Genomic DNA, 21123 nt, shown 5'->3' with positions numbered 1-21123 from the left:
CGCGCCGCCCTGCTGACCACCGCCCCTACCGGCACGCCGGAGAGCGGCCGCCCCACCGCGCTGATGCCGGCCGAGGAACTGCGCGCCCGCCTGGCCGCCCTGCGCCCCAAGCCCTGGGCGCCGGATCGCGCCGCCGCCCTGGCCGGCTTCCAGGCGTGGCGGGAGGCGCATCCCGGCGCCATGACCGCGCTGTGGCTGGCCGATGGCGTCGACCACCAGGCAGAAGGTGACAGCACCACGCCGCTGGCCACCGCCCTTGCCTCGGCGGGGCCGCTGACCCTGGCACGGGCCGAGGGCCGTGCCGCGCGCCTGCTGCTGCCACCGCGCGCCGAGCCGGACCGGCTACTGCTGACCCTGCGCCAGACCCCCGCGCCCGCCGGCGGCCAGGCCACCGTGCTGGCCCGCACCGGCGACGGGCGCGCCCTGGCCAGCGCCGCCATCGACCTGCCGGGTGGCGCCACCGCCGGAGAAGCGGCGCTGGAGCTGCCGCTGGAAATCCGCAACCAGGTGGTGCGGCTGGAGATCGACGGCGAGGACAGCGCCGGCAGCGCCGTGCTGCTGGACGAGCGCTTCCGCCGCCGCCCCGTCGGCCTGATCGGCCCGACCGAGGCGGGCACCGACACGCCGCTGATCGGCGCGCTGTACTATCTGGAGCGCGCGCTCTCCCCCACCGCCGAGCTGCGCGCGGGCAGCGTGGAGCAGTTGCTGGCCCGCCAGCTCTCCGTGCTGGTGCTGGCCGACCGCCCGGTGCAGGACGGGCGGGAACGGCAGGCGCTGGAGGAATGGGTGCGCGCCGGCGGCACGCTGGTGCGCTTCGCCGGCCCCCGGCTGGCCGAGAGCCCGGACCCACTGCTGCCGGTGCGGCTGCGCGCCGGGGAGCGGCAGCTGGGCGGCTCGCTTTCCTGGGAGCAGCCGCAGGACATGGCGGCTTTCCCCGATACCTCGCCTTTCGCCGGGTTGGCGCCGCCGCCGGAAGTGACCGTCACCACCCAGGTGCTGGCCGAGCCCGACCCGCGCCTGACCGAGCGCAGCTGGGCCCGATTGGCCGACGGCACGCCCTTGGTGACCGCCGAGACGCGCGGTGCCGGGCGCATCGTGCTGTTCCATGTCACCGCCAATGCCGAATGGTCCAACCTGCCACTCTCCGGCCTGTTCCCAGACATGCTGCGGCGGATCGTCGCACTGTCCTCCGGCGTCGCTGGGGCGGAGGGCGGCGCGCCGCTGGCGCCGATCGAGACCATGGATGGCTTCGGGCGGCTGGGGCCGGCGCCGGGCGGCGTCGCGGCCATCGCCGCGCCGGCCTTCGCCGACACCATCCCCGGCCCGCGCCACCCACCCGGCTGGTACGGCGTGCCGGGCGAGGGCGGGGAGCGCCGCGCCCTGAACCTCTCCGCCAGCCTGCCGGCCCCGCGTGCCATGGCGGCGCCGCCGGCCGGCACCGCGTTGCAGGCCATCGGCGGCGTGCCGGCGGAGCGTGACCTCGGCCCCTGGCTGCTGGGGGCGGCGCTGCTGCTGCTGGCGGTAGACCTCGTGCTCTCCCTGGTGCAGCGCGGCCTGCTTGGCCGCCCGGCCGCGCGGGCCGGCGCCATCGCATCGCTGCTGGCCCTGGTGCTGCTGGCGCCGTTGGCCGCCGCCGCACAGGGCAGCGCCCCGCCCGGCGAGATGCCGCTGGTAACCCGCATCGGCTACATCGCCACCGAGGATTCGTCGGCCGACGAGGCGGTGCGGCAGGGGCTGGCCGGGCTGTCCGAATACGTCAACCGCCGCACCGCCGCCGCGCTGGGCGAGCCGGTGGCGGTGCGCCCGGGGCAGGACGACCTCTCCGTGCTGCCGCTGCTGTACTGGGCCATCCTGCCAGAGGCGCAGGCACCCTCCCCCGCCGCCGTGGCGGCGCTGAACCAGTATATGAGCAATGGCGGCATCATCCTGATTGACACCCGCAACGAGGGCTCGGGCGAGGGCTTCGCACCCGGTGCGCAGGAAGCCCTGCAGCGCGTGACGCGGGACCTGGCCATCCCGCCTCTGGCCCCCGTGACCAGCGAGCATGTGCTGACGCGCAGCTTCTACCTGCTGCAGGACCTGCCCGGGCGCTTCGCCGGCGGCCAGGTCTGGGTCTCGCGGGAGCAGGACCGGGCAAATGACAGCGTCAGCCCCGTCATCATCGGCGGGCATGACTGGGCAGGCGCCTGGGCGGTGGATGGCCGGGGCGGCAATACCCGCGCCGTCATCCCCGGTGGCGCGCGGCAGCGGACGCTGGCCTACCGCTTCGGCGTCAACCTGGTGATGTACGCGCTGACCGGCAACTACAAGGGCGACCAGGTGCATGTCCCCGCCATCCTGGAAAGGCTGGGCAACTGATGCAAAGCGCGCTCTCCGGCATCGACTTCGCGCCGATCCTGCCGTTCTGGCTGCTGGGCGCCCTGGCGGCCCTGGCGCTGCTGGCGCTGGTGCCGGCGCTGTGGCGCCGGGCGCGTGGCGTGTGGTGGCGCGCACTCTCCTTCGCCCTGCTGCTGCTGGTACTGGCCAATCCGCGGCTGGTGCAGGAATCGCGTGAGGGACGGCCGGATATCGCCCTGCTGGTGCAGGACCGTAGCGACAGTGCCCGCATCGGCACCCGTGGCGCCCAGATGGACGCCGCACGCACCGCCCTGGAGGCCGAGGCCGCCCGCTTCCCCGACCTGGAGCTGCGGACCCTGGATGTTCCGGAAGGCGGCAACCAGGGCACGCGGCTGATGTCCGCCATCGACCGCGCCCTGGCGGATATCCCCCGCGCCCGGCTGGCCGGCATCCTCGCCCTGACCGACGGGCAGGCGCACGATATTCCCGCCGCCCCCAGCTACGACGCCCCCTTCCACACCATCCTGCCCGGCAGCGCCGGCGAGGTGGACCGCCGCATCCGCGTGATCGAGGCGCCCGGCTTCGGCATCGTCGGCCGCAGCGTCGAGCTGCGGGTGGCGGTGGAGGATCTCGGCGTCCCCGCCAGCGAGGCCAATGGCGCCGTGCGGCTGACCATCCGCCGCGACGGCACCCCGCCGCGTACCGAGAGCGTCCCGCTGGGCCGCGAACACCGCATCACCATTCCCATCGAGCGTGGCGGCCCGACCGTGGTGGAAGTGGCGGCGGAGGAACGGCCGGGCGAGGTCTCCACCCTGAACAACCGCGCCGTCGTCACCGTCAACGGCGTGCGGGACCGGCTGCGGGTGCTGCTGGTCTCCGGCGAGCCGCATTCGGGCGAGCGCACCTGGCGGCGCCTGCTGAAGGCCGACCCGAATGTCGACCTCGTCCACTTCACCATTCTGCGGCCGCCCGAGAAGGACGACCTGACGCCGCTGAACGAGCTGGCGCTGATCGCCTTCCCGGTGCGGGAGCTGTTCCAGGTCAAGCTGCGCGAGTTCGACCTGATCGTGTTCGACCGCTTTTCCAACCGCGGCATCCTGCCGCCGACCTATCTGCGCAACATCGCCGACTATGTGCGTGGCGGCGGGGCGCTGCTGCTCTCAGTGGGGCCAGAATTCCTTGGTGCCAGCAGCCTGGCCAACACGCCGCTGGGCACGGTGCTGCCCGCCCGGCCCTATAGCGGCCAGGACGGCCTGGCCGAGGGCGCCTTCCGACCGCGCGTGACCGAGGAAGGCGCCCGCCACCCAGTGACCCAGGGCCTGACCGGCGCCAATACCGCCACCACCCAGCCGCAATGGGGCCGCTGGTACCGCCACCTACGTGCCGGCCCGCAAAGCGGCACGACGGTGATGGACAGCCCCGACGGCACGCCATTGCTGCAGCTGGACCGCGTCGGCGAAGGCCGCGTGGCGCTGCTGCTGTCCGACCAGATCTGGCTGTGGGCGCGCGGCCATGACGGCGGCGGGCCGCAGGCCGAGCTGCTGCGCCGCGCCGCCCACTGGCTGATGAAAGAGCCGGAATTGGAGGAGGAAGACCTCCTCGCCCGCATCGAGGCCGGCACGCTCAGCGTCGTCCGCCGCAGCGTCGAGGCCGGGCCGCCACCCGAGATTACCGTCACCGCGCCGGACGGCAGTGTCACCCGGCAGGCTGCCCAGGCGGAAAGCGGCGGCCGCGCCGTGCTGAGCCTGCCGGCCACCTTGCCCGGCGTCTGGCAGGCCACGGACGGCCGCCGCACCGCCTTCGCCGCGGCCGGCGCCGCCAACCCGCTGGAAATCGCCGACCTGCGGGCCGACCCAACCAGGCTGGCCCCGGTGATGCAAGGCGGTGGCGTGCGCTGGCTGGGCACCGGGGCCCAACCCGCCGTGCCCGAACTGCGCCGCGTGGCGGCCGGGCGGGACATGGCCTCGCCCACTGGCAACTGGCTGGGGCTACGCCGCAACCAGGACCATATCGTGACCGGCATCGCCGCGACACCGCTGCTGCCGCCCTGGCTGGCGCTGCCGCTGGTGCTCGGGGTGGCCCTGGTGGCCTGGAGCCGCGAAGGGCGTTAGAGCATTTTCCGTTCGCACAGGCTCACTTCAATGCTCTAGCTTGTTGTTTTGAAGAGAAAATTCACCCCATCAGGTGATTCTACCTGATGGAGATTTGCTCTAGCGCCTGCGGCCTGGAAGAAGGCCGGGGAAGGAATTCCCCGGAGCCCTCCTTTTCTTTTTCGAGTTTTGCGGGCTTGGCTGCTGAGGGCACGGTCTTAGGAGACGGCTGCGTGCGCCGGAGGTCCCAGACCTCCGGCGACTGACGATTCAGCCCATGCGGCCCATGATCGAAATCCATGAAAAGCGCCCGTCCTTAATCCTATCGCGCCACGCCAAACTCGCAGACAAAAGATGGGGTCCGGGGAATTCCTTCCCCGGCCTTGCTTTCTCCAGGCTCGCGAACCCACCGCCTCTCGGCATCGACTGAGCGGTTGTCGCAGCCATATGCCGGCTGGCTGGCCTCCTCTGCGGATTGCGCGAAAACCGCCTGAAAACAGTAGGGGCCGCCTCTTTACGGCCACCTTCCTGCCTTCCTATCTCCAGGAACGGAGGAACCCGCCATGCGCTTGAATATGGCCGCAGTGATGTTGCCCTTGGCCCTGGCCGCCTGCGCGGTGGGGCCGACGCTGGACCAGCGCCTGTCCGCCTATATCGGGCGCAGCGAGGGTGACCTGGTGGCGGGGCTCGGCGTGCCGTTGCGCAGCTATGAGACGGAGGGGCGGCGCTTCCTGCAGTTCGAGCAGCGCAGCACCATTGCCGTGTCTCAGCCGGACCCGTTCTTCTGGGGGCCACGTTACAGCGTCTGGAACGTGCCGCCCGCCAGCTTTGCCGAGGTCAGTTGCCAGATCACCTTCGCGCTGCGTGAACAGCGGGTGGAGAGCTTCACCCTCAATGGCCAAGGTTGCCGGTAGGCGGCCCGGCCAGGATGGCGACGCTTCGCTTTGATCTGATTTCCCTCTGGCCTGATTTGGCTTTAAAAGGTGCCTCCATGCGCCGTTCCACGCCCGTTGCCCGCTTCCTTTCCCTTGCTGCCCTGGCTGCGCCGATGGCGCTGGCCATGCCCGCCATGGCACAGCGTGGTCCGATGACGCCGCCGCCGAGTTCCGGCACGCCCGCCGCTCCGCCGCCGGCGCTGCCCGGCCTGGCCGCGCGCACCCCGGCGCCGGCCATTCCGCCGGACGCCAATTTCAACAATCTCGGGCCCAACGAGCAGTTGTTCGACTCGATCAACCGGGGTGACATCGTCAGTGCACGCGATGCGGTCTCCCGCGGTGCGGACCTGAACTCGCGCAACGTGCTGGGGCTGACGCCGCTGGAATCGGCGGTGGACCAGCAGCGGAACGACATCGCCTTCTTCCTGCTGTCGGCGCGCGGGCCGGGCATGTCCGCCCCGCCGGCCCCGCCGCCTCAAGGTCTGGGCCGTTCGGCCCCGCCGCCGCCCAGCGCGTCCCGCGTGCCGGCACGGCGTGAAGTCCCGGCCCCCCGCGCGACCCAGGCCGAGCGGCCGGCCGCCCCGCGCCCGCCAGTGGGCGGTGGTGCGGCGCAGCCGGATGTGGGCTTCCTGGGCTTCGACGCCGGGCGCGGCGGCTGAACTTCGCATAAGCCAGACAATGCCGGTGGGGCGTCGTACCTGCCGGCGGCCTGACTGGTGGCTGGCAAGGGTTTTGGGCCGGCCGGCAGCAGAATGGCCCTCTACGTTAGATGGCTGATACGGAAGCTACCCACGGCTTTCGAAACAGCACTGTCAGCCGCGAGTGCCTCAGCGCCTCGCCAGCGCTGGACCAAGTCCCGGCGACCACACACCGCAAGAAGAAGATGGGGCGTGGGAAATTCCTTTCTCCCGCCTTTCTCCACGTCATCCCGCGCAGTGCGTCAGCTCACCCAACTGGCCAACCCGGCGACGGATGGTTTCGGCGCGGGACTGCACGTAGGGCCCCGGCTGGCTGGCGGACCATTCCAACGGGTTGGGCAGCACCACCGCCAGGCGTGCGGCCTGGGCATCGGTCAGGTTGGCGGCGGGGCGGTTGAAGAAGGCCTGGGACGCGGCCTCCGCCCCATAGAGGCCTGGGCCGAATTCAACGATGTTCAGATAGACTTCCAGCACCCGCCGCCGGGGCCAGAGCAGCGCGACCTGGGGCGTCAGCCAGGCCTCCAGCACCTTCCGCAGCGGGTCCCGCCCCGGCCAAAGGAACAGGTTCTTCGCCACCTGCATGGTGATGGTGCTGGCGCCGCGCGGGCGGTCCCCCTCCAGCGCGGCGGTCACCTGGCCACGCAGCGCGGGGAAGTCGAAGCCCAGCCATTGCTCGCAGAAGCGGTTGTCCTCGGATGCGATGACGGAGCGGGCCAGGGCGGGGTCGATTCGGTCGTAGGATACCCAGTCCTTCTGCAGGCCGTAGCCCTGGGCGGCACGCAGCAGCATCAGCGGCGTGACCGGCACCGGGACGAAGCGGAACACCAGGATCAGCGCCGGCGGCGCCAGCAGCAGCACCAGCAGCAGGCGCTTCAGCCAGCGCGGCAGGCGCCACCGCATCAGCCGCGCCCGCAGGCGTTGGCGCGGTCCCGGTGCGCCCAGGGGAAGTCGAACCGCCCGGCCCAGGCGCCGGCCCCGGCGGCCTTGGCGGCCCGTTCCTCATCAGCATAGCGGCCGTTAGAGAAGCGCGGGCAATCGAAGGCATAGCCGCTGCGGACCATGGCGCCGTTCAAATCCAGCACGCCGCCACCCTGCGCCGGCACGGTGCATACGGCGACGACACGGCCATAGGTTTCCGTGCCGTCAGGGGTGCAGGTCACGGTACGGCCGCCGACCAGGGCGATCAGCGCATCCCGCCCGGCGTTGCCGCATTCGTAGCTTCCCTCACCGCGCCGGGTGCAGCGCTGGTCATGCTCCAGGGCGTCGATACCCTGCATGCGGATGCGCGTCTGGCCGAGGTCCAGCGTATCGCCATCGATGATCCGGGGGCGGCCCGTCAGCGGCGCCCCCGCTTCCCGCGGCGTGCGGGACGGGAATTCGCCCTGCTGGAAGCTGGTGACGACGCGCCAGGTGGCCCTGGCCACCCGCTCCAGCCCCGCTTCGCTGATCTGACCTGTGCCGAACAAGCCGGCGATGGCGGCAACCAGCACCACCACGGGTGCTGCGGATCGGCCCAGGTTCATGCCAGGACCGCACAGAAAGGAATCGGCGTACTCATGATGGGGTCTTCTGCCACGGCAACGGCACCACCGCACGTCACATCCATGCCGGGATGGTGCCTTGCGGGGGTGCGCCGGATGAAGGTGAAGGCCGGGGAAAGAATTTCCCGGACCCCTTCTTTCTTTTTCGAGTTTCTTGTGGCTGGGCTGTTGAGCTGGCGTGCTTCAGCTACGGCTGGGTGCGCCAGAGGTCATGGACCTCCGGCGACTGACGGTTCAGCGCTTGTGCCCATTAACAAAAATCATCGTGGAGCGTCCGCTCTCAGCGCTGCAGCGCCACGCCAAACTCGCAGAAAAAAGAAGGGGTCTGGGGAATTCATTCCCCAGCCTTCCCGCGCCCCCACCCTTCACGAAGCCGGCGGAATATTCAGGCGGGGGCGTGCCGGGCCGGGCGCGGCGTGGCCGAGGAGTGCCCGGTTGGCTGCGCGGGGGTCTTCCTGCAGGTCCCAGGCCTCGGAATCCCGCCACATGGCGTAGGCCTTGGTGAATTCGGCCCCCAGCAGGAAGATCTGCGCCGAATAGTAGATCCACAGCAGCACGATGACCGCCGAGCCGGCCGCGCCGTAGGCGGAGCCGATGGCGCTGCGGCCGAGATAGAGACCGATGAGGAACTTGCCCAGGTTGAACAGCAGGGCGGTGACGATGGCGCCCACGCCGACATCCCGCCATTCCAGCCGACGGTCCGGCAGGAACTTGTAGATGGCCGCGAAGAGCAGCGAGATCAGCAGGAAGGAGATGATGGTGTTCGCCCAGCGTACGGCCGCGGCAATATCCGGCACCGAGCTGTTCAGCGCGTCCCGCAACCCGGACAGCAGGGCGCTGATGACCAGGGAGACCAGCAGCAGAAAGCCCAGCGCCGCCACCAGGCCCAGGCTGAGCGCCCTTGCCCGCAGCAGGGAGGAAACGGTGATGCCGGTGACCTCCGCCTTCCAGATCTTGTTGAGGCTGGCCTGAATCTCGCTGAACACGCCGCTGGCGGTGATGATCAGCGTCGCCAGGCCGATGATGCTGGCCAGGCGCCCGGTGGACGGGTTGGCGGCGCTGCGGATGATGCCTTGCACCACCTCCGCCCCCGCCTGCCCCATCAGGCCGCCCAGTTGTTCGACCACAGCCCCGCGCGCGGCGTCCTCGCCAAAGGCGATGCCGGCGATGGCAACGGCGATGATCAGCACGGGTGCCAGGGAAGTGACGGTATAGAAGGCGATGGCGGCGCCCCGGCTGAGGGCCTCATCCTCGATGAAGCCCAGAACGGTCTGCCGTGTCAGCCACCAGAGCTTGCGCGTGCGCCGCCTCACCATCCGCCCTGCCTTGCATTCCGCTGCGAAACGGCAGCCTAGCACCCCTGGTTGCGGGCGGGAGCACGGAAGCGCGGCGGTGTGGTGCCGGCGCAACAAGCAGCCAGCGAAATCCAACTTGCCAGCCGCGCGGTTTCACGGTCAGCTAACCGGCAAGAGGAACAGCAACGCCCCGCACACGGCATGGCTTCATCGGATGATCTCCGGGAGATGGACCATGTTGCGACGTGACTTGCTGAAGGGTGCGGCCCTCGCAGCCGCCATTCCAGCGGCGCCCGGCCTGTTGGCCCGCCCCGCCTTGGCCGCCGGCGGCGGCGTGCTGAAATTCGTGCCGCAGGCCGATGTCACCGTCACCGACCCGGTGCTGACCACCGCCTACATTACCCGCCACCATGCCATGATGCTGTGGGACCAGCTCTATGGCCTGGATGCCGAGCTGCAGCCGCAGCCGCAGATGGTCGAGGGTCATACGGTCGGCAATGACGGCAAGCTATGGACCTTCCGCCTGCGCGAGGGCCTGAGGTTCCATGATGGGGAGCCAGTGCGCGGGCGGGACTGCATCGCCTCCATCAAGCGCTGGGCGGCGCGGGATACGCTGGGCCAGGCGCTGATGGCGCGGGTGGAGGAGATGGCCTCCCCTGAGGACCGCGTCTTCACTATCCGGCTCAGCCGCCCCTATGGGCTGATGCTGGACACGCTGGCCAAGCTGGGCCCGCCGGCGCTGGTGATCATGCCGGAGCGGCTGGCGAATACCGATCCGTTCAAGCCGATCAGCGAGATGATCGGCTCCGGCCCGTTCCGCTGGAAGGCGGATGAACGCATTGTCGGCGCCCGCGTGGTATATGAGCGCAACCCGGACTACGTGCCCCGCCCCGGCCGGGCCGAGCACGCCGCCGGCCCCAAGCAGGTGAATTTCGACCGCGTTGAATGGCTGGTGATGCCGGACCCCGGCACCGCCGTGGCCGCACTGGGCAATGGCGAGGTGGATTGGTGGGAGAACCCGCCCAACGACCTGCTGCCGGTGCTGAAGCGCAACCGCAACGTGGTGACGGATCGCATTGTCGAGCAAGGCGGCCTGGGGAGCGGCATCTTCAACCACCTGCACCCGCCCTTCAACGACGTGCGCGTGCGGCAAGCCGTGCTGATGGCGTCCTCCCAGACCGATTTCATGACGGCGGCGGCGGGCACGGACCCGAGCATGATGCGCGCCGGCGTCGGCATCTTCACGCCCGAGACGCCGATGGCGACCGATGCGGGACTGGAGCGGCTGGCCGAACCGCGCAACCTGGAACGCGCCCGGCAGATGCTGAAGCAATCCAGCTACAACGGGGAGAAGGTGGTCCTGATGGCCGCCAGCGATAATCCCATCCTCAACGCCCTCGGCGAGGTGGGGCGCGACCTGTTGGTGAAGCTGGGCATGGAGGTGGACTACGTGCTGGCCGACTGGGGCACCGTGGTACAGCGCCGCGCCAGCAAGGCGCTGCCCAGCCAGGGCGGCTGGAACATGTTCCATACCACCTGGAACGGCGTGGACATGCTGAACCCGATGGTCGAACAAGTGCTGCGCGCCAATGGCGACAAGGCCTTCTTCGGTTGGCCGGACATCCCCCGCATCGAGACGCTGCGTGCCGCCTGGCTGGATGCGCCGGACCAGGCCACGCAGAAGAAGATCGCCGCCGACCTGCAACTGGCGGCACTGGACGAGGTCCCGTACCTGCCGACCGGCCAGTACTTCTACGACAGCGCCTGGCGGAGCAATCTGCAGGACATCGTGCGCGGGACCTACCTGTTCTGGAATGCCAAGCGCGTGTGATGCCTGGATGTCGTCGCATCCCGGGTGGTGCGGTTTAGTTTCAGGCTGGGAAGGTAAGGAAGGCCGGGGAAGGAATTCCCCGGACCCCTTCTTTCTCTTTTCGAGTTTTCAGGCGGACCTGTTGATGGGGCGGCCTTGGAAGACGGCTGGGTGCGCCGGAGGTCCTAGACCGCTGGCGACTAACGGTTCAGTACTTGTGGCCTCTTTAGAATCATCAAGCAGCGTCCGCTCATCGCCTCTAGCGAGACGCAGACTCGCAGAAAAAAAGAAGGGGCCCGGGGAATTCTTTCCCCGGCCTTACCCTCACCTTTCCCAGGCCAAGCCCTTCAATCCACCTCCGCCACCGCGCGCGTGGCGCCGGCCAGCAGCAGCTCGGTCGCCAGGCGGGCATAGGCTTCGCGGGTCAGGCCGCGGCCGTCGCGGAACCACAGGTAGCTCCAGTTCAGCATGCCGAAGAGCGACATGGTCAGCGGCTTGAGCAGCACGCGGCTGCCCTTGACCTCGGGCAGCGCCTCGCCGATCGCTTCGGCGAAGAGGGCGACGATGCGGCGCTCCAGCTCCCGCAACGTGGCCTGCTTTTCTTCCGGCAACAGCTGGAGGTTGGCGATCTGGATCTGGTGTTCGGCATCCGCGTCCCGATAGGTTTCCAGCAGGGCGGCGGAGAGCGCGTGCAGGCGGGCGCGTGGTTCAGTGGTGGAGGCGAAGGCCTGGTCCACCGTTTCCAGCAGCGTTTCCAGGTGCAACTGGAGAATGTCGAAGAGCACTTCCTCCTTCGACTCATAGTAATGGTAGAGCAACGCCTTGGAGACGCCGCAGGCATTCGCCACCATGGTGATGGAGGTGCCGGTGAAGCCGTGCCGCGCGAACAGGCTGGCGGCATTCTTCAGCATCTGCCGCCGCTTCTCGTCGTAATCATCTGCCCGTGTCCGAGCCATGCCCCACCCCTGCGCAGACCGCTCTGCGGCCTGGTTCCTGCTTGGGGCGCCGGTAGCGCCCGCATAATTTAGTGACCGTTCGGTCGGTGAATGCAACCCTGGAACCGACCCGGAAAGACCTTGATTTGACCGACCGGCTGGTCAATTCTCCAGACTGTATGGGGCCCCAGAAGCTCCCACAATGTCCAAGGAGGGAAAGTCGATGCGGAAGCTTGCCGCCGGCCTGATGCTGGCGCTCGGTCTCACCACGGCCGCGCAGGCGGCCGATCCCGTGCGGGTCGGCGTCGTCATCTCCGAAACCGGGCCTGGCGCCTCCCTGGGCATTCCTGAAGGCCGTTCCATCCGCCTGCTGCCGCGCGAGATCGAAGGCCGGCCCATCGAATGGATCGTGCTGGACGACGGGTCGGACACCACCCGCGCCGTCACCAACATGCGCAAGCTGATCAGCGACAACCGGGTCGATGCCATCATCGGCTCCACCGTCACCCCCGCCTCGATCGCCATGGTGGAGGTCGCGGCCGAGCAGCGCATCCCGATGATCTCGCTGGCCGGTTCCGCCGCCATCGTGACGCCCGTGGATGAGCGCCGCCGCTGGGTGTTCAAGACCGCGCAGAACGATGCGCTGATGGCCGGCGCGGTGGTGGAGCACATGGCCGCGGCCGGGGTGAAGTCCCTCGGCGTCATCGCCGTCAGTGATTCCTATGGCGATGGCTGGCTCGGCATTATGGCGCCGCTGCTGGAGGCGCGCGGTATCCGCGTCGTCGCCACCGAGCGTTATGCCCGCACCGATACCAGCGCCACCGGCCAGACGCTGAAGGTGCTGTCGGCGCGGCCGGACGCGGTGTTCATCATCTCCGCCGGCACACCGGCCGCGTTGCCAGCCAAGGCGCTGCGGGAGCGTGGCTATCGCGGCCCGATGTACCAGACGCATGGCGTCGCCAACGCGGATTTCCTGCGCGTCGGCGGGCGTGACGTGGAAGGCACCGTGCTGCCGGTGGCGCCGGTGACGGTGGCCGACCAACTGCCCGAGAACCATCCTTCGCGCACCATCGCCCGCCAGTACCGCGATGCCTATGAGGCGGCGCATGGCGCCAACAGCGTCTCCGCCTTCGGGTCCTATGCCTACGATGCCGGGTTGCTGTTGCAGCGCGCCCTGCCGGTGGCGCTGCGCACCGCGCAGCCGGGCACGCCGGAGTTCCGCACCGCCCTGCGCGATGCGCTGGAGGGGTTGCGGGACGTCACCTACGTCAACGGCGTCGCCAACATGTCCGCCACCGACCATGTCGGCCAGGATGAGCGGGCGCGCGTGATGGCCATCATCAAGGATGGCACCTGGCAAGCGCTGCCGCGGTAAGCCGGCTCCTGTCGTCCTGACCATCGCCGGGGAATGGCCGTGGACCTCTCGATTCTTCTCGTTCTCGTCCAGGATGGCATCGTCAACGGTGCCATCTACGGCCTTCTCGCCCTGGCGCTTGTCATCGTCTTCACCGTCACCCGCGTCATCCTGGTGCCGATCGGCGAGTTCGTCGCCTTTGGCGCACTGACCCTGGCGGCGCTGGAGACCGGCACGCTGCCGGGCACGGTGTGGCTGCTGGGCATCCTGGGCGTTGCCTCCGCCGCCTGCCGGCTCTGGGCCTCCCGCCGCCACGCGACGATGCGCTCGGTCGCCTGGCAGATCGGAACATCGTTGCTGCTGCCGGTGGTGGTGGCGGGCCTGGCCTGGGCCTGCATCCACTGGCAGGCGCCGCAACTCGTCAAGGTGCTGGTGGCGCTGGCCATCGTGGCGCCGATGGGGCCGTATCTCTACGACGTCGTCTACCGGCCGATGGCCGATGCCAGCGTGCTGGTGCTGCTGATCGTCTCCGTGGCGCTGCACTTGGCGTTGCAGGGCCTCGGGCTGGTGTTCTTCGGCTCGGAGGGCTCCCGCACCCAGAGCCTGGCGGACACGACGCTGGAGATCGGGCCGCTGTTCATCAGCGGGCAGTCCATCGTGGTGGTGCTGGTGACGCTGGCGCTGATCGTGGCGCTGTTCCTGTTCTTCGAGCGGACGCTGATGGGCCGCGCGCTGCGGGCCACGGCGGTGAACCGGCTGGGCGCCCAGCTGGTCGCCATCTCCCCGGCGCTGTGCGGCCATGTGGCCTTCACCCTGGCGGCCAGCATCGGCGCGCTGGGCGGCATCCTGATCTCGGCCATGACCACGATCTACTACGACACCGGCTTCCTGATCGCCCTGAAGGGCTTCGTCGCCGCGGTGATCGGCGGGCTGGTCAGCTACCCGCTGGCCGCCGCCAGCGCCATCCTGATCGGCCTCGTCGAGAGCTTCGCCTCCTTCCATGCCAGCGCCTTCAAGGAAGTCCTGGTGTTCATGATCATCATCCCGGTGCTGCTGTGGCGCTCCTGGCGCACACCCGCGCTGCTGGATGAAGGGGAGGAATGAGCATGTCCGCCGCCCACCGCGCCGTGGCGCTGCTGCTGCTCGCACTCGCCATCCTGGCGCCGCTGCTGCCGGGCTTCCCGCCCTTCTGGGTCACGCTGCTCAGCTATATCGGGCTGTCCGCGCTGGTGGCGCTGGGCCTGGTGGTGCTGGTGGGCGTGGCCGGGCTGACCTCCTTTGGCCAGGCGATGTTCGTCGGCTTCGGTGCCTACACCACGGCCATCCTGACCACGCGCTATGGCTTCTCCCCCTGGGCGACGCTTCCGGTCGCGCTGGTCGTCTCCGGCCTGCTGGCCTGGGGCATCGGCGCCATCACGCTGCGGCTGAAGGGGCACTACCTGGCCATCGCCACCATCGCCTGGAATGTCAGCTTCTTCTACCTGGCAGGCAATCTGGACTTCTTCCAGCGCAATGACGGCATCAGCGGCATCCCCGCCATCACGCTGTTCGGCATCGACTTCGCCCGCAGCATGAACTTCTACTGGCTGGTGCTCGCCTGCGTCGTGCTGGCCATCCTGTTGACGCGCAACCTGCTGGACAGCCGCGCCGGGCGCGCGGTGCGGGCGCTGCGTGGCGGCGCGCTGGCCGCCGAATCCTTCGGCGTGAACACCTTCAATGCCCGCGTGCTGGCCTTCGTCTATGCCGGCGTGCTGGCCGGGCTGTCCGGCTGGCTCTACGCCCATCTGCAACGCGCGGTGAACCCCTCCCCCTTCGGCATCAACATGAGCATCGACTACCTGCTGATGGCCGTGGCGGGCGGCGTGCACAATATCGGCGGTGCATTGCTGGGCGCCGCCATTGTCACCCTGTTGCGGGACCAGTTGCAGACGCTGCTGCCATGGCTGCTGAACGCCCAGGGCAATTTCGAGACCATCGTATTCGGCGGTCTGCTGATCCTGATCCTGCAATTCTCCCCGCAGGGGCTGTGGCCGCACCTGATGAAGCTGGTCTCCCGCCTGCTGCCCAGGCCGGCCGAGGCGCCGGTGCCGCCTATCAGCGAGGCCCCGCCACTGCCGCTGCGCGCCCAGCCGGCCCGTGGCGCGGAGGTGCTGCGCGCCAGCGAGCTGCGCAAGCAGTTCGGCGGCTTGGTGGCGGTGGACAATGTCGGCTTCACGCTGAATGCCGGCGAGGTGGTGGGGCTGATCGGCCCCAACGGCGCCGGCAAGAGCACGACCTTCAACCTGCTGACCGGCGTTCTGGCCGCGACCAAGGGCAACGTCGCTTTCCTGGGCGAGGAGATCTGCGGCAGCACGGCGCGCCACATCGCCACCCGCGGCGTGGCCCGCACCTTCCAGCACGTGAAGCTGGTGCGCGGCATGTCGGTGCTGGACAACGTGGCGCTCGGCGCCCACCTGCGCGGCGCCGCCGGGCCGCTGAGCGCCGCACTTCACCTGGACCGGGCCGAGGAAGCCCGCATCTTCGCCCTGGCCTGGCAGCAGTTGCACCGCGTCGGGCTGGCGCAATGCGCGCATCTGGTGGCGGATGACCTCTCGCTCGGCCAGCAGCGGCTGGTGGAGATTGCCCGCGCGCTGTGCCTGGACCCGGTGCTGCTGTTGCTGGACGAGCCTGCCGCCGGCCTGCGCCACCTGGAAAAGGCAGCGCTGGCCAGGTTGCTGGACCGGCTGCGGCAGGACGGCATGACCATCCTGCTGGTGGAGCACGACATGGACTTCGTCATGAACCTGACCGACCGGTTGGTGGTGATGAATTTCGGTGCCGAGCTGGCGCAGGGCCGCCCCAAGGATATCCAGGGCAACCCCGCCGTCATCGACGCCTATCTGGGAACCGCCGCATGACCCAGCCGATCCTGGACGTGCAGGCGCTGCACGTGGCCTATGACGCAATCATCGCCGTTTCCGACGTCTCGATGTCCGTGCCGAAGGGCAGCATCGTCACCATCCTGGGGCCGAACGGTGCCGGAAAATCCTCCCTGCTCAACGCCATCATGGGCGTGGTACCGGCAGGGGGCGCCATTCACTTCGCCGGCCGTGCCCTGGGCGGCGAGAGCGTCGAGGCCCGCGTCAATGACGGGCTGAGCCTGGTGCCGGAAAAGCGCGAGTTGTTCTACAGCATGAGCGTGGAGGACAACCTGCGCCTCGGCCGCTTCCGGCTGCGCCACCAGGGCAGCGCCGAGCCGATGCTGAACGAGATGTGGGCGCTGTTCCCCCGCCTGAAGGAACGCCGCCGCCAGCTTGCGGGCACCCTCTCCGGCGGCGAGCGGCAGATGCTGGCGATGGCCCGCGCGCTGATGGGCGAGCCCCGCCTGCTGATGCTGGACGAACCCAGCCTCGGCCTCGCCCCGCTGATCGTGCGGGAGATCCTGCAAACCGCCTCCAACCTGCGGGACAACGGCGTCTCCATCCTGCTGGTGGAGCAGAACGCCCGTGCGGCGCTGCGCATCGCCGATTACGGCTACGTGCTGGAAAGCGGCCGGGTGATGCTGGAAGGCGAGCCGGACGCGTTGCAAGCGGACCAGCGGATTGTGGAATCCTACCTGGGCGTTCGGTCTGCCGTGTCGGTGTGATCGTCCGGCCAGCTGCGAAGCACAAAGGCTGGGGAAGGAATTCCCCAGACCCCATCTTCTTTCTATCAGTTTAGCGGCGGCTTTGGGCAGGTTGGACTGGTGTACAGCAAGGCTAAGCCAGATAGCTGCGGTCCGCCCGAATGAAGAAAACTGCCTGTCGTCAGACTTATGTCTGACGTGTGGTGCGCGTCTTCGGCTGCTTCAATCCATGACAGAGACGCTCAGCGCTCGTTCCACGCGCCCCTATAGATCATCACAAAAGGCGCGCCCTTGTGCCGCCAGGCGCCAACCCTGACTCGCAGAAAAAAGAAGGGGTCTGGGGAATTCCTTCCCCAGCCTTCTACCTCCAAGCAAGCACCGCCTCACCCCAGCGGCCAGTTCTCCAGCACCTCCACGAAGCGGGTCAGCCACGCATTGGTCTGGGCACCATCGATGACGCGGTGGTCGATGGTGAGGGAGACGTAGCTCATCGGCCTGATCAGAATGGCGTCGGCGCCGCCGATCTCCCGCACCACCACGCGCTTCTCCAGCTTGCCGATGCCCAGGATGGCGGATTGCGGCTGGTTGATGATGATCGGCGTGGCGATGAGGGAGCCGGAGACCCCGTGGTTGGACAGGGTGAAGGTGCCGCCGCGCACGTCGTCCGGCGCCAGCGTGCCGGCGCGGGCGCGGGCGGTCACGTCCTGCAGCCGTTGCGCGATGCCGAGCAGGGAGAGCGATTGTGCCTCATGGATCACCGGCACGATCAGCCCCTGGTCGCCCAGCGCGGTGCCGACGCCGATATTCATGCTGGAGAAGACTTCCAGCGCATCGTCATGCCAGCGGCTGTTGACGCTGGGGGAGACCTTCATTGCCTCGACACAGGCCTGGATGAAGTAGGCGGTCAGCGTCAGGTTTATGCCCTGCGCCGCGAAGCCGGGCTTGTGTTTGGCCCGATGCGCCAGGATGGCGCTGACATCGGCCTCGAACACCGCGGTGACGTGCGGGGCCGTCGCCACCGAATGCGCCATGTGTTCGGCGATCCGCCGGCGCATGGCGGTATGTGGAACCCTGGTGGAGCGTGCGCTGGCCGTTGGCGCGAAGCTGGGCACGGCCTTGGGCGGCGGCGCTGCATCGCGTTGCTCCAGCGCGCGCACCACGTCCTCACGCGTCAGCCGGCCGCCCTTGCCGCTGCCTTCCACGCCGGTGGGATCGATGCCGCTCTCGCTGACCAGCTTGCGCACGGCGGGCGAGAGGCGCAGCTCCGGCTCCAGCCTGACGCTGGGGGGCTTGATGGCCTCCATGGCAGGGGCGGCGGACACGGCAGCGCCTGGGGCAATGTGGCCCAGCAGGGCGCCCGGCTGCACGTCGCCCGTGGCGATCAGGATGGCCGCCAGGCGGCCGGAGGACGGCGCGGAGACCTCCATGGCCACCTTGTCGGTCTCCAGCTCCACCAGCGGCTCGCCTTCCTCCACCTGGTCACCGACCTGCTTGAACCAGGTGCGGATGGCGGTGATCGTGCCCTCCTGCGCGACGGGGGAAAGGATCTCGACCGTGGGCAGCGTGTTGGTGTCGGCCATGCTCAGAACTCCACCAGCTCGGCGATGCGGGCGCGGATGCGCTCCACCGAGGGGACGACATGGTTCAGCAGCACCGGGTTATGCGGGCTGGGTACGTCCGGCATGGTCAGCCGCGCGACGGGTGCGTCCAGTTCCATGAAGGCCTGGTCCGCCACCACGGCGGCGATCTCGGCCCCGAAGCCGCCAGTCCGCAGATCCTCGTGCACGATCAGGCAGCGATGCGTGCGGCTGACGGAAGCCAGCACCGCGGCGCTATCCCACGGCATCAGGGTCCGCAGGTCGATGACCTCGACGGAGTGGCCGCTGGCCCTGGCGGCTTCCTCGCACCGCTCCACCATGGCGCCCCAGGTGACGATGGTGAGTTGCTCGCCCGCCATCGTCACCTTGGCGCGGCCGAACGGGATGGCGTAGTCGTCGCCTGGGTAGGGACGCCGCGCCCAGGCGGCATCCAGCATGGCGCGGTGTTCCAGGAACATCACCGGATCGTCGCCACGCAGGGCGGAGCGCAAAAGGCCGACCGCGTCCTCGGCGTTGGAAGGTACGACAACCTTCCAGCCGGGCGAATGGACGAACTGCACCTCGTTGGTCTGGCTGTGCCATGGGTCGCCGCATTTGAAGAAGCCAACCGGCATGCGCAGCACCATCGGCGCGGCGAAGTGGTTATGGGTGCGCCAGCGCAGCGTGCCGCAATCGTTGATCTGCTCGGCCGCCGGGTCGGCGTATTTGCGGAACTGGATTTCCGGTACCGGCATCAACCCGGCCATGGCCATGCCGACGGCGCGGCCGACGATGCCTTCCTCGGACAGGCTGGTATCGAACACCCGCTTGTCGCCGAATTTGTCCTGCAGGCCGAGCGTCACCGCATGCACGCCGCCCTTGGGGCCGATATCCTCGCCGAACAGCAGCACGCGCGGGTTGACCGCCAGCTCATGCTCCAGCGTGCGGCGGATGGCGGTCACCATGTTGATGCGCGCGCCTTCGGGGCGGGGTGCCGCGCCGGTGGCCAGTGGGGCCTGGCCGGCGCCACGCAGGCCGCCCATGACCTGCGTGGCATCCTCCGAGAACACGTAGCGCAGCACGGTCTCCGGCTCCGCGACGGGGCGCTGTTCGGCGGCCTCACGGGCAGCTTCCACCGCGGCTTTGGCCGCTGCCGCCAGGGCGTCCCATTCGGATTGCGGCATCAGCGCCGGCACCAGGAAAGCGTGCAGCTTGGGCAGCGGGTCCCGCGCCCATTCGGCCTCCACCGTCGCGGCGGATTTGTAGGTCTGGGTGTCCTGGAAGCTGTGGCCTTGCAAGCGAGGCACAGTCAGCCGCAACAGACACGGGCCGTTCCGGTCCCGCACATGCGCCTGCGCCTGCTGGATCAGCGTGGCGGCGGTAACCGGATGGGTTCCATCGCCCGACAGCACGTGCAGCCCGCGGAAGCTGGCCAGGTTGGCGGCGATATCCGCCCCCGGCGTCTGGAAGCCGGAGGGGACGGAGATGCCGTAGCCGTTATCCTCAATATAGAACAACACAGGCAGCTTCTGCGTCGTCGCGATGGTCAGCGCGGACCAGAAGCCGTTGGTGGCGACCGAGGCCTCGCCGCCCAGCACCACGCCGATGGAGCGGGCGTAGCGCTCATCCTTCAGCACGGTGCGGTGGTACTCGATGGCCTGCGCCCAGCCCACGGTGGGGGTGTACTGCGCCCCTACTCCGCCGCACATCGGCAGGGCCGATGCGCCGCCGGGATTCGGGTAGTTGAAGACGACACCGATATCCCGCCCATCCGAATAACCGCCGGCACGGGCCATGGAGGAACCGAGCGCATCCTCGATCTCTACCCCGAGGGACAGCAGCATTGGCCGGGACCGGTAATACCCGCAGGCGGCATCGTGCGGTTCCGTCAGGCCAAGCCCGAGGATGATCTGCGCCAGGTCGTGCCCGCGGGCGGAGAACTGGTAGAGAACCTTCTTCTCCGGCACCAGCGTCTTCTCTTCCAACGCATCCAGCGCGCGGGAGACGTGCAGGAGATGGACGACCCGCCGCCAGTCCAGCGCGGGGGGCACCGCCTGGCTGCGGTCCGGCATTGATGGCGTGGGGCGGGCAAGCGATCCCATGGTCCGTTCCCTGTTGAAAGCCTGGCTTCAGGTTTCCCCGGCCGGCGATGCGTTGAGATCAGCCTAGGCCCGGCGTAGCGGCAAAACCCTTCTCATTCTTGCCCGCAATGCCTCTTCCTGGGCATGATCCTGAACCAACACCTGATCATTCGGGCATGTTCATGCCCGATCTGAATCTCAAGGAAGTTGCCATGCCTGACAGGCCGGAACTGGATCAGTTCGAGCGCGCCATCCTGGCCTCGCTACAGAAGAACGCGCGGCAGAGCGTGCAGGAGCTGGCGGACGCCATCGGCCTCTCTACCTCCCCCACCTGGCGGCGGCTGAAGGCGCTGCAGGATGCCGGGGTGATCCTGGAATACGTCGCGCGGCTGGATGCGGCAAAGCTGGGGTACGGCCAGACCGTCTACGCCAACGTCACCCTGGCCAAGCACAACCGGGACGCCTTGCAGGATTTCGAGAAGGCCATCCTGGAACGGCCCGAAGTGCTGCAATGCTTCTCCATGACCGGCAGCGCCGACTACATCATCCGCGCCGTGGTCAAGGATGCCGCGCATTACGAACGCTTCCTGCAGGAAGTCGTGTTCGTGAACCCGGCGGTGCAGCACATCTCCTCGCACTTCGCGCTGCGGGAGATCAAGAACACGTCGGCCTTGCCGCTTTAGACGGCTGAATGGTGTCAGGTTGGGAAAGAAGGCTGGGGAAGGAATTCCCCAGGCCCCTTCTTTCTTCTTCGAGCTTTCGCTGGTGGGGCCGTTGAGACGTTGGACTCAAGGCCAACTGGTGCGAAGGGAGCTTTTAATCTCCGGCGACTGAGAGTTCAGCCCGCGTGGCCCATCATGAAAATC

Annotated in this window: 15 protein-coding genes and 1 pseudogene; 10 read left to right on the top strand and 6 right to left on the bottom strand. The window is 68.8% G+C overall.

Annotated features, from left to right (window positions below):
• The 4 genes from IBL26_RS15500 to IBL26_RS15485 form a co-directional block, all read left to right on the top strand.
• A partial coding sequence (locus IBL26_RS15500) for a DUF4159 domain-containing protein (RefSeq protein WP_187785408.1) occupies positions 1-2358 on the top strand: 2358 nt, incomplete at its 5' end.
• Positions 2358-4448 (top strand): hypothetical protein, encoded by a 2091-nt coding sequence (locus IBL26_RS15495; protein ID WP_187785407.1) that lies wholly within the window; start codon positions 2358-2360, stop codon positions 4446-4448. The genes IBL26_RS15500 and IBL26_RS15495, both read left to right, overlap by 1 nt.
• Before the next feature lie 542 nt (positions 4449-4990).
• Entirely contained in the window at positions 4991-5341 is a 351-nt protein-coding gene (locus tag IBL26_RS15490) for a hypothetical protein (RefSeq protein ID WP_187785406.1), read from the top strand.
• Positions 5342-5418: 77 nt separating this feature from the next.
• A complete protein-coding gene (locus IBL26_RS15485) occupies positions 5419-6021 on the top strand; it encodes a DEAD/DEAH box helicase family protein (RefSeq protein WP_187785405.1) in 603 nt (200 codons plus the stop codon).
• 264 nt (positions 6022-6285) lie between these two features.
• Here IBL26_RS15485 and mtgA read toward each other — a convergent pair whose 3' ends face one another.
• The 3 genes from mtgA to IBL26_RS15470 form a co-directional block, all read right to left on the bottom strand.
• A complete protein-coding gene (gene mtgA, locus IBL26_RS15480; protein WP_187785404.1) occupies positions 6286-6960 on the bottom strand; it encodes a monofunctional biosynthetic peptidoglycan transglycosylase in 675 nt (224 codons plus the stop codon).
• The gene (locus IBL26_RS15475; protein WP_187785403.1) at positions 6960-7583 is read right to left on the bottom strand and encodes a thermonuclease family protein; all 624 of its coding nucleotides are present in this window, start codon (positions 7581-7583) and stop codon (positions 6960-6962) included. Before IBL26_RS15475 ends, mtgA begins: the two co-directional genes overlap by 1 nt.
• Positions 7584-7966: 383 nt before the next feature.
• Positions 7967-8914: a YihY/virulence factor BrkB family protein gene (locus IBL26_RS15470; protein WP_456316409.1), complete on the bottom strand. Its 948-nt coding sequence runs from the start codon at positions 8912-8914 to the stop codon at positions 7967-7969.
• A gap of 217 nt (positions 8915-9131) precedes the next feature.
• On the opposite strand from IBL26_RS15470, the gene IBL26_RS15465 reads away from it, so the two are divergent.
• Positions 9132-10727, top strand: a complete 1596-nt coding sequence (locus tag IBL26_RS15465) for an ABC transporter substrate-binding protein (protein ID WP_187785401.1) — start codon at positions 9132-9134, stop codon at positions 10725-10727.
• A 326-nt stretch (positions 10728-11053) separates the two neighbouring features.
• Here IBL26_RS15465 and IBL26_RS15460 read toward each other — a convergent pair whose 3' ends face one another.
• A complete protein-coding gene (locus IBL26_RS15460) occupies positions 11054-11662 on the bottom strand; it encodes a TetR/AcrR family transcriptional regulator (RefSeq protein WP_187785400.1) in 609 nt (202 codons plus the stop codon).
• Between the two features lie 202 nt (positions 11663-11864).
• Here IBL26_RS15460 and IBL26_RS15455 point away from each other — a divergent pair, with 202 nt between their 5' ends.
• From IBL26_RS15455 to IBL26_RS15440, 4 genes and pseudogenes are all read left to right on the top strand, one after another.
• The gene (locus IBL26_RS15455; RefSeq protein WP_187785399.1) at positions 11865-13016 is read left to right on the top strand and encodes an ABC transporter substrate-binding protein; all 1152 of its coding nucleotides are present in this window, start codon (positions 11865-11867) and stop codon (positions 13014-13016) included.
• A 33-nt stretch (positions 13017-13049) separates the two neighbouring features.
• Positions 13050-14099: a branched-chain amino acid ABC transporter permease gene (locus tag IBL26_RS15450; protein ID WP_194443611.1), complete on the top strand. Its 1050-nt coding sequence runs from the start codon at positions 13050-13052 to the stop codon at positions 14097-14099.
• Positions 14096-15892, top strand: a complete 1797-nt coding sequence (locus IBL26_RS15445) for a branched-chain amino acid ABC transporter ATP-binding protein/permease (RefSeq protein ID WP_241749428.1) — start codon at positions 14096-14098, stop codon at positions 15890-15892. The genes IBL26_RS15450 and IBL26_RS15445 overlap by 4 nt, the downstream gene beginning before the upstream one ends.
• Positions 15889-16383: pseudogene (locus tag IBL26_RS15440) on the top strand (ABC transporter ATP-binding protein); the annotation flags it as partial. The gene IBL26_RS15445 and the pseudogene IBL26_RS15440, both read left to right, overlap by 4 nt.
• 599 nt (positions 16384-16982) lie before the next feature.
• Here IBL26_RS15440 and IBL26_RS15435 read toward each other — a convergent pair.
• Both IBL26_RS15435 and IBL26_RS15430 read right to left on the bottom strand, forming a co-directional pair.
• A complete protein-coding gene (locus IBL26_RS15435) occupies positions 16983-18179 on the bottom strand; it encodes a dihydrolipoamide acetyltransferase family protein (RefSeq protein ID WP_187785396.1) in 1197 nt (398 codons plus the stop codon).
• A gap of 2 nt (positions 18180-18181) precedes the next feature.
• Positions 18182-20278: a transketolase C-terminal domain-containing protein gene (locus tag IBL26_RS15430; RefSeq protein WP_187785395.1), complete on the bottom strand. Its 2097-nt coding sequence runs from the start codon at positions 20276-20278 to the stop codon at positions 18182-18184.
• A 191-nt stretch (positions 20279-20469) separates the two neighbouring features.
• Here IBL26_RS15430 and IBL26_RS15425 point away from each other — a divergent pair, with 191 nt between their 5' ends.
• Complete coding sequence (locus IBL26_RS15425) at positions 20470-20940, top strand: Lrp/AsnC family transcriptional regulator (protein WP_187785394.1); 471 nt, start codon at positions 20470-20472, stop codon at positions 20938-20940.
• Positions 20941-21123: the final 183 nt, after the last annotated feature.

This window comes from Teichococcus aerophilus (genome assembly GCF_014490485.1).
Classification (GTDB): domain Bacteria; phylum Pseudomonadota; class Alphaproteobacteria; order Acetobacterales; family Acetobacteraceae; genus Pseudoroseomonas; species Pseudoroseomonas aerophila.
This window is presented reverse-complemented; position numbering and strand designations above follow the sequence as displayed.

Coding starts and splice junctions, on each gene's coding strand:
- IBL26_RS15495 (WP_187785407.1), top strand. CDS start 2,358: ATGCAAAGCGCGCTCTCCGGCATCGACTTCGCGCCGATCCTGCCGTTC.
- IBL26_RS15490 (WP_187785406.1), top strand. CDS start 4,991: ATGCGCTTGAATATGGCCGCAGTGATGTTGCCCTTGGCCCTGGCCGCC.
- IBL26_RS15485 (WP_187785405.1), top strand. CDS start 5,419: ATGCGCCGTTCCACGCCCGTTGCCCGCTTCCTTTCCCTTGCTGCCCTG.
- mtgA (WP_187785404.1), bottom strand. CDS start 6,960: ATGCGGTGGCGCCTGCCGCGCTGGCTGAAGCGCCTGCTGCTGGTGCTG.
- IBL26_RS15475 (WP_187785403.1), bottom strand. CDS start 7,583: ATGAACCTGGGCCGATCCGCAGCACCCGTGGTGGTGCTGGTTGCCGCC.
- IBL26_RS15465 (WP_187785401.1), top strand. CDS start 9,132: ATGTTGCGACGTGACTTGCTGAAGGGTGCGGCCCTCGCAGCCGCCATT.
- IBL26_RS15460 (WP_187785400.1), bottom strand. CDS start 11,662: ATGGCTCGGACACGGGCAGATGATTACGACGAGAAGCGGCGGCAGATG.
- IBL26_RS15455 (WP_187785399.1), top strand. CDS start 11,865: ATGCGGAAGCTTGCCGCCGGCCTGATGCTGGCGCTCGGTCTCACCACG.
- IBL26_RS15450 (WP_194443611.1), top strand. CDS start 13,050: ATGGCCGTGGACCTCTCGATTCTTCTCGTTCTCGTCCAGGATGGCATC.
- IBL26_RS15445 (WP_241749428.1), top strand. CDS start 14,096: ATGAGCATGTCCGCCGCCCACCGCGCCGTGGCGCTGCTGCTGCTCGCA.
- IBL26_RS15435 (WP_187785396.1), bottom strand. CDS start 18,179: ATGGCCGACACCAACACGCTGCCCACGGTCGAGATCCTTTCCCCCGTC.
- IBL26_RS15430 (WP_187785395.1), bottom strand. CDS start 20,278: ATGGGATCGCTTGCCCGCCCCACGCCATCAATGCCGGACCGCAGCCAG.
- IBL26_RS15425 (WP_187785394.1), top strand. CDS start 20,470: ATGCCTGACAGGCCGGAACTGGATCAGTTCGAGCGCGCCATCCTGGCC.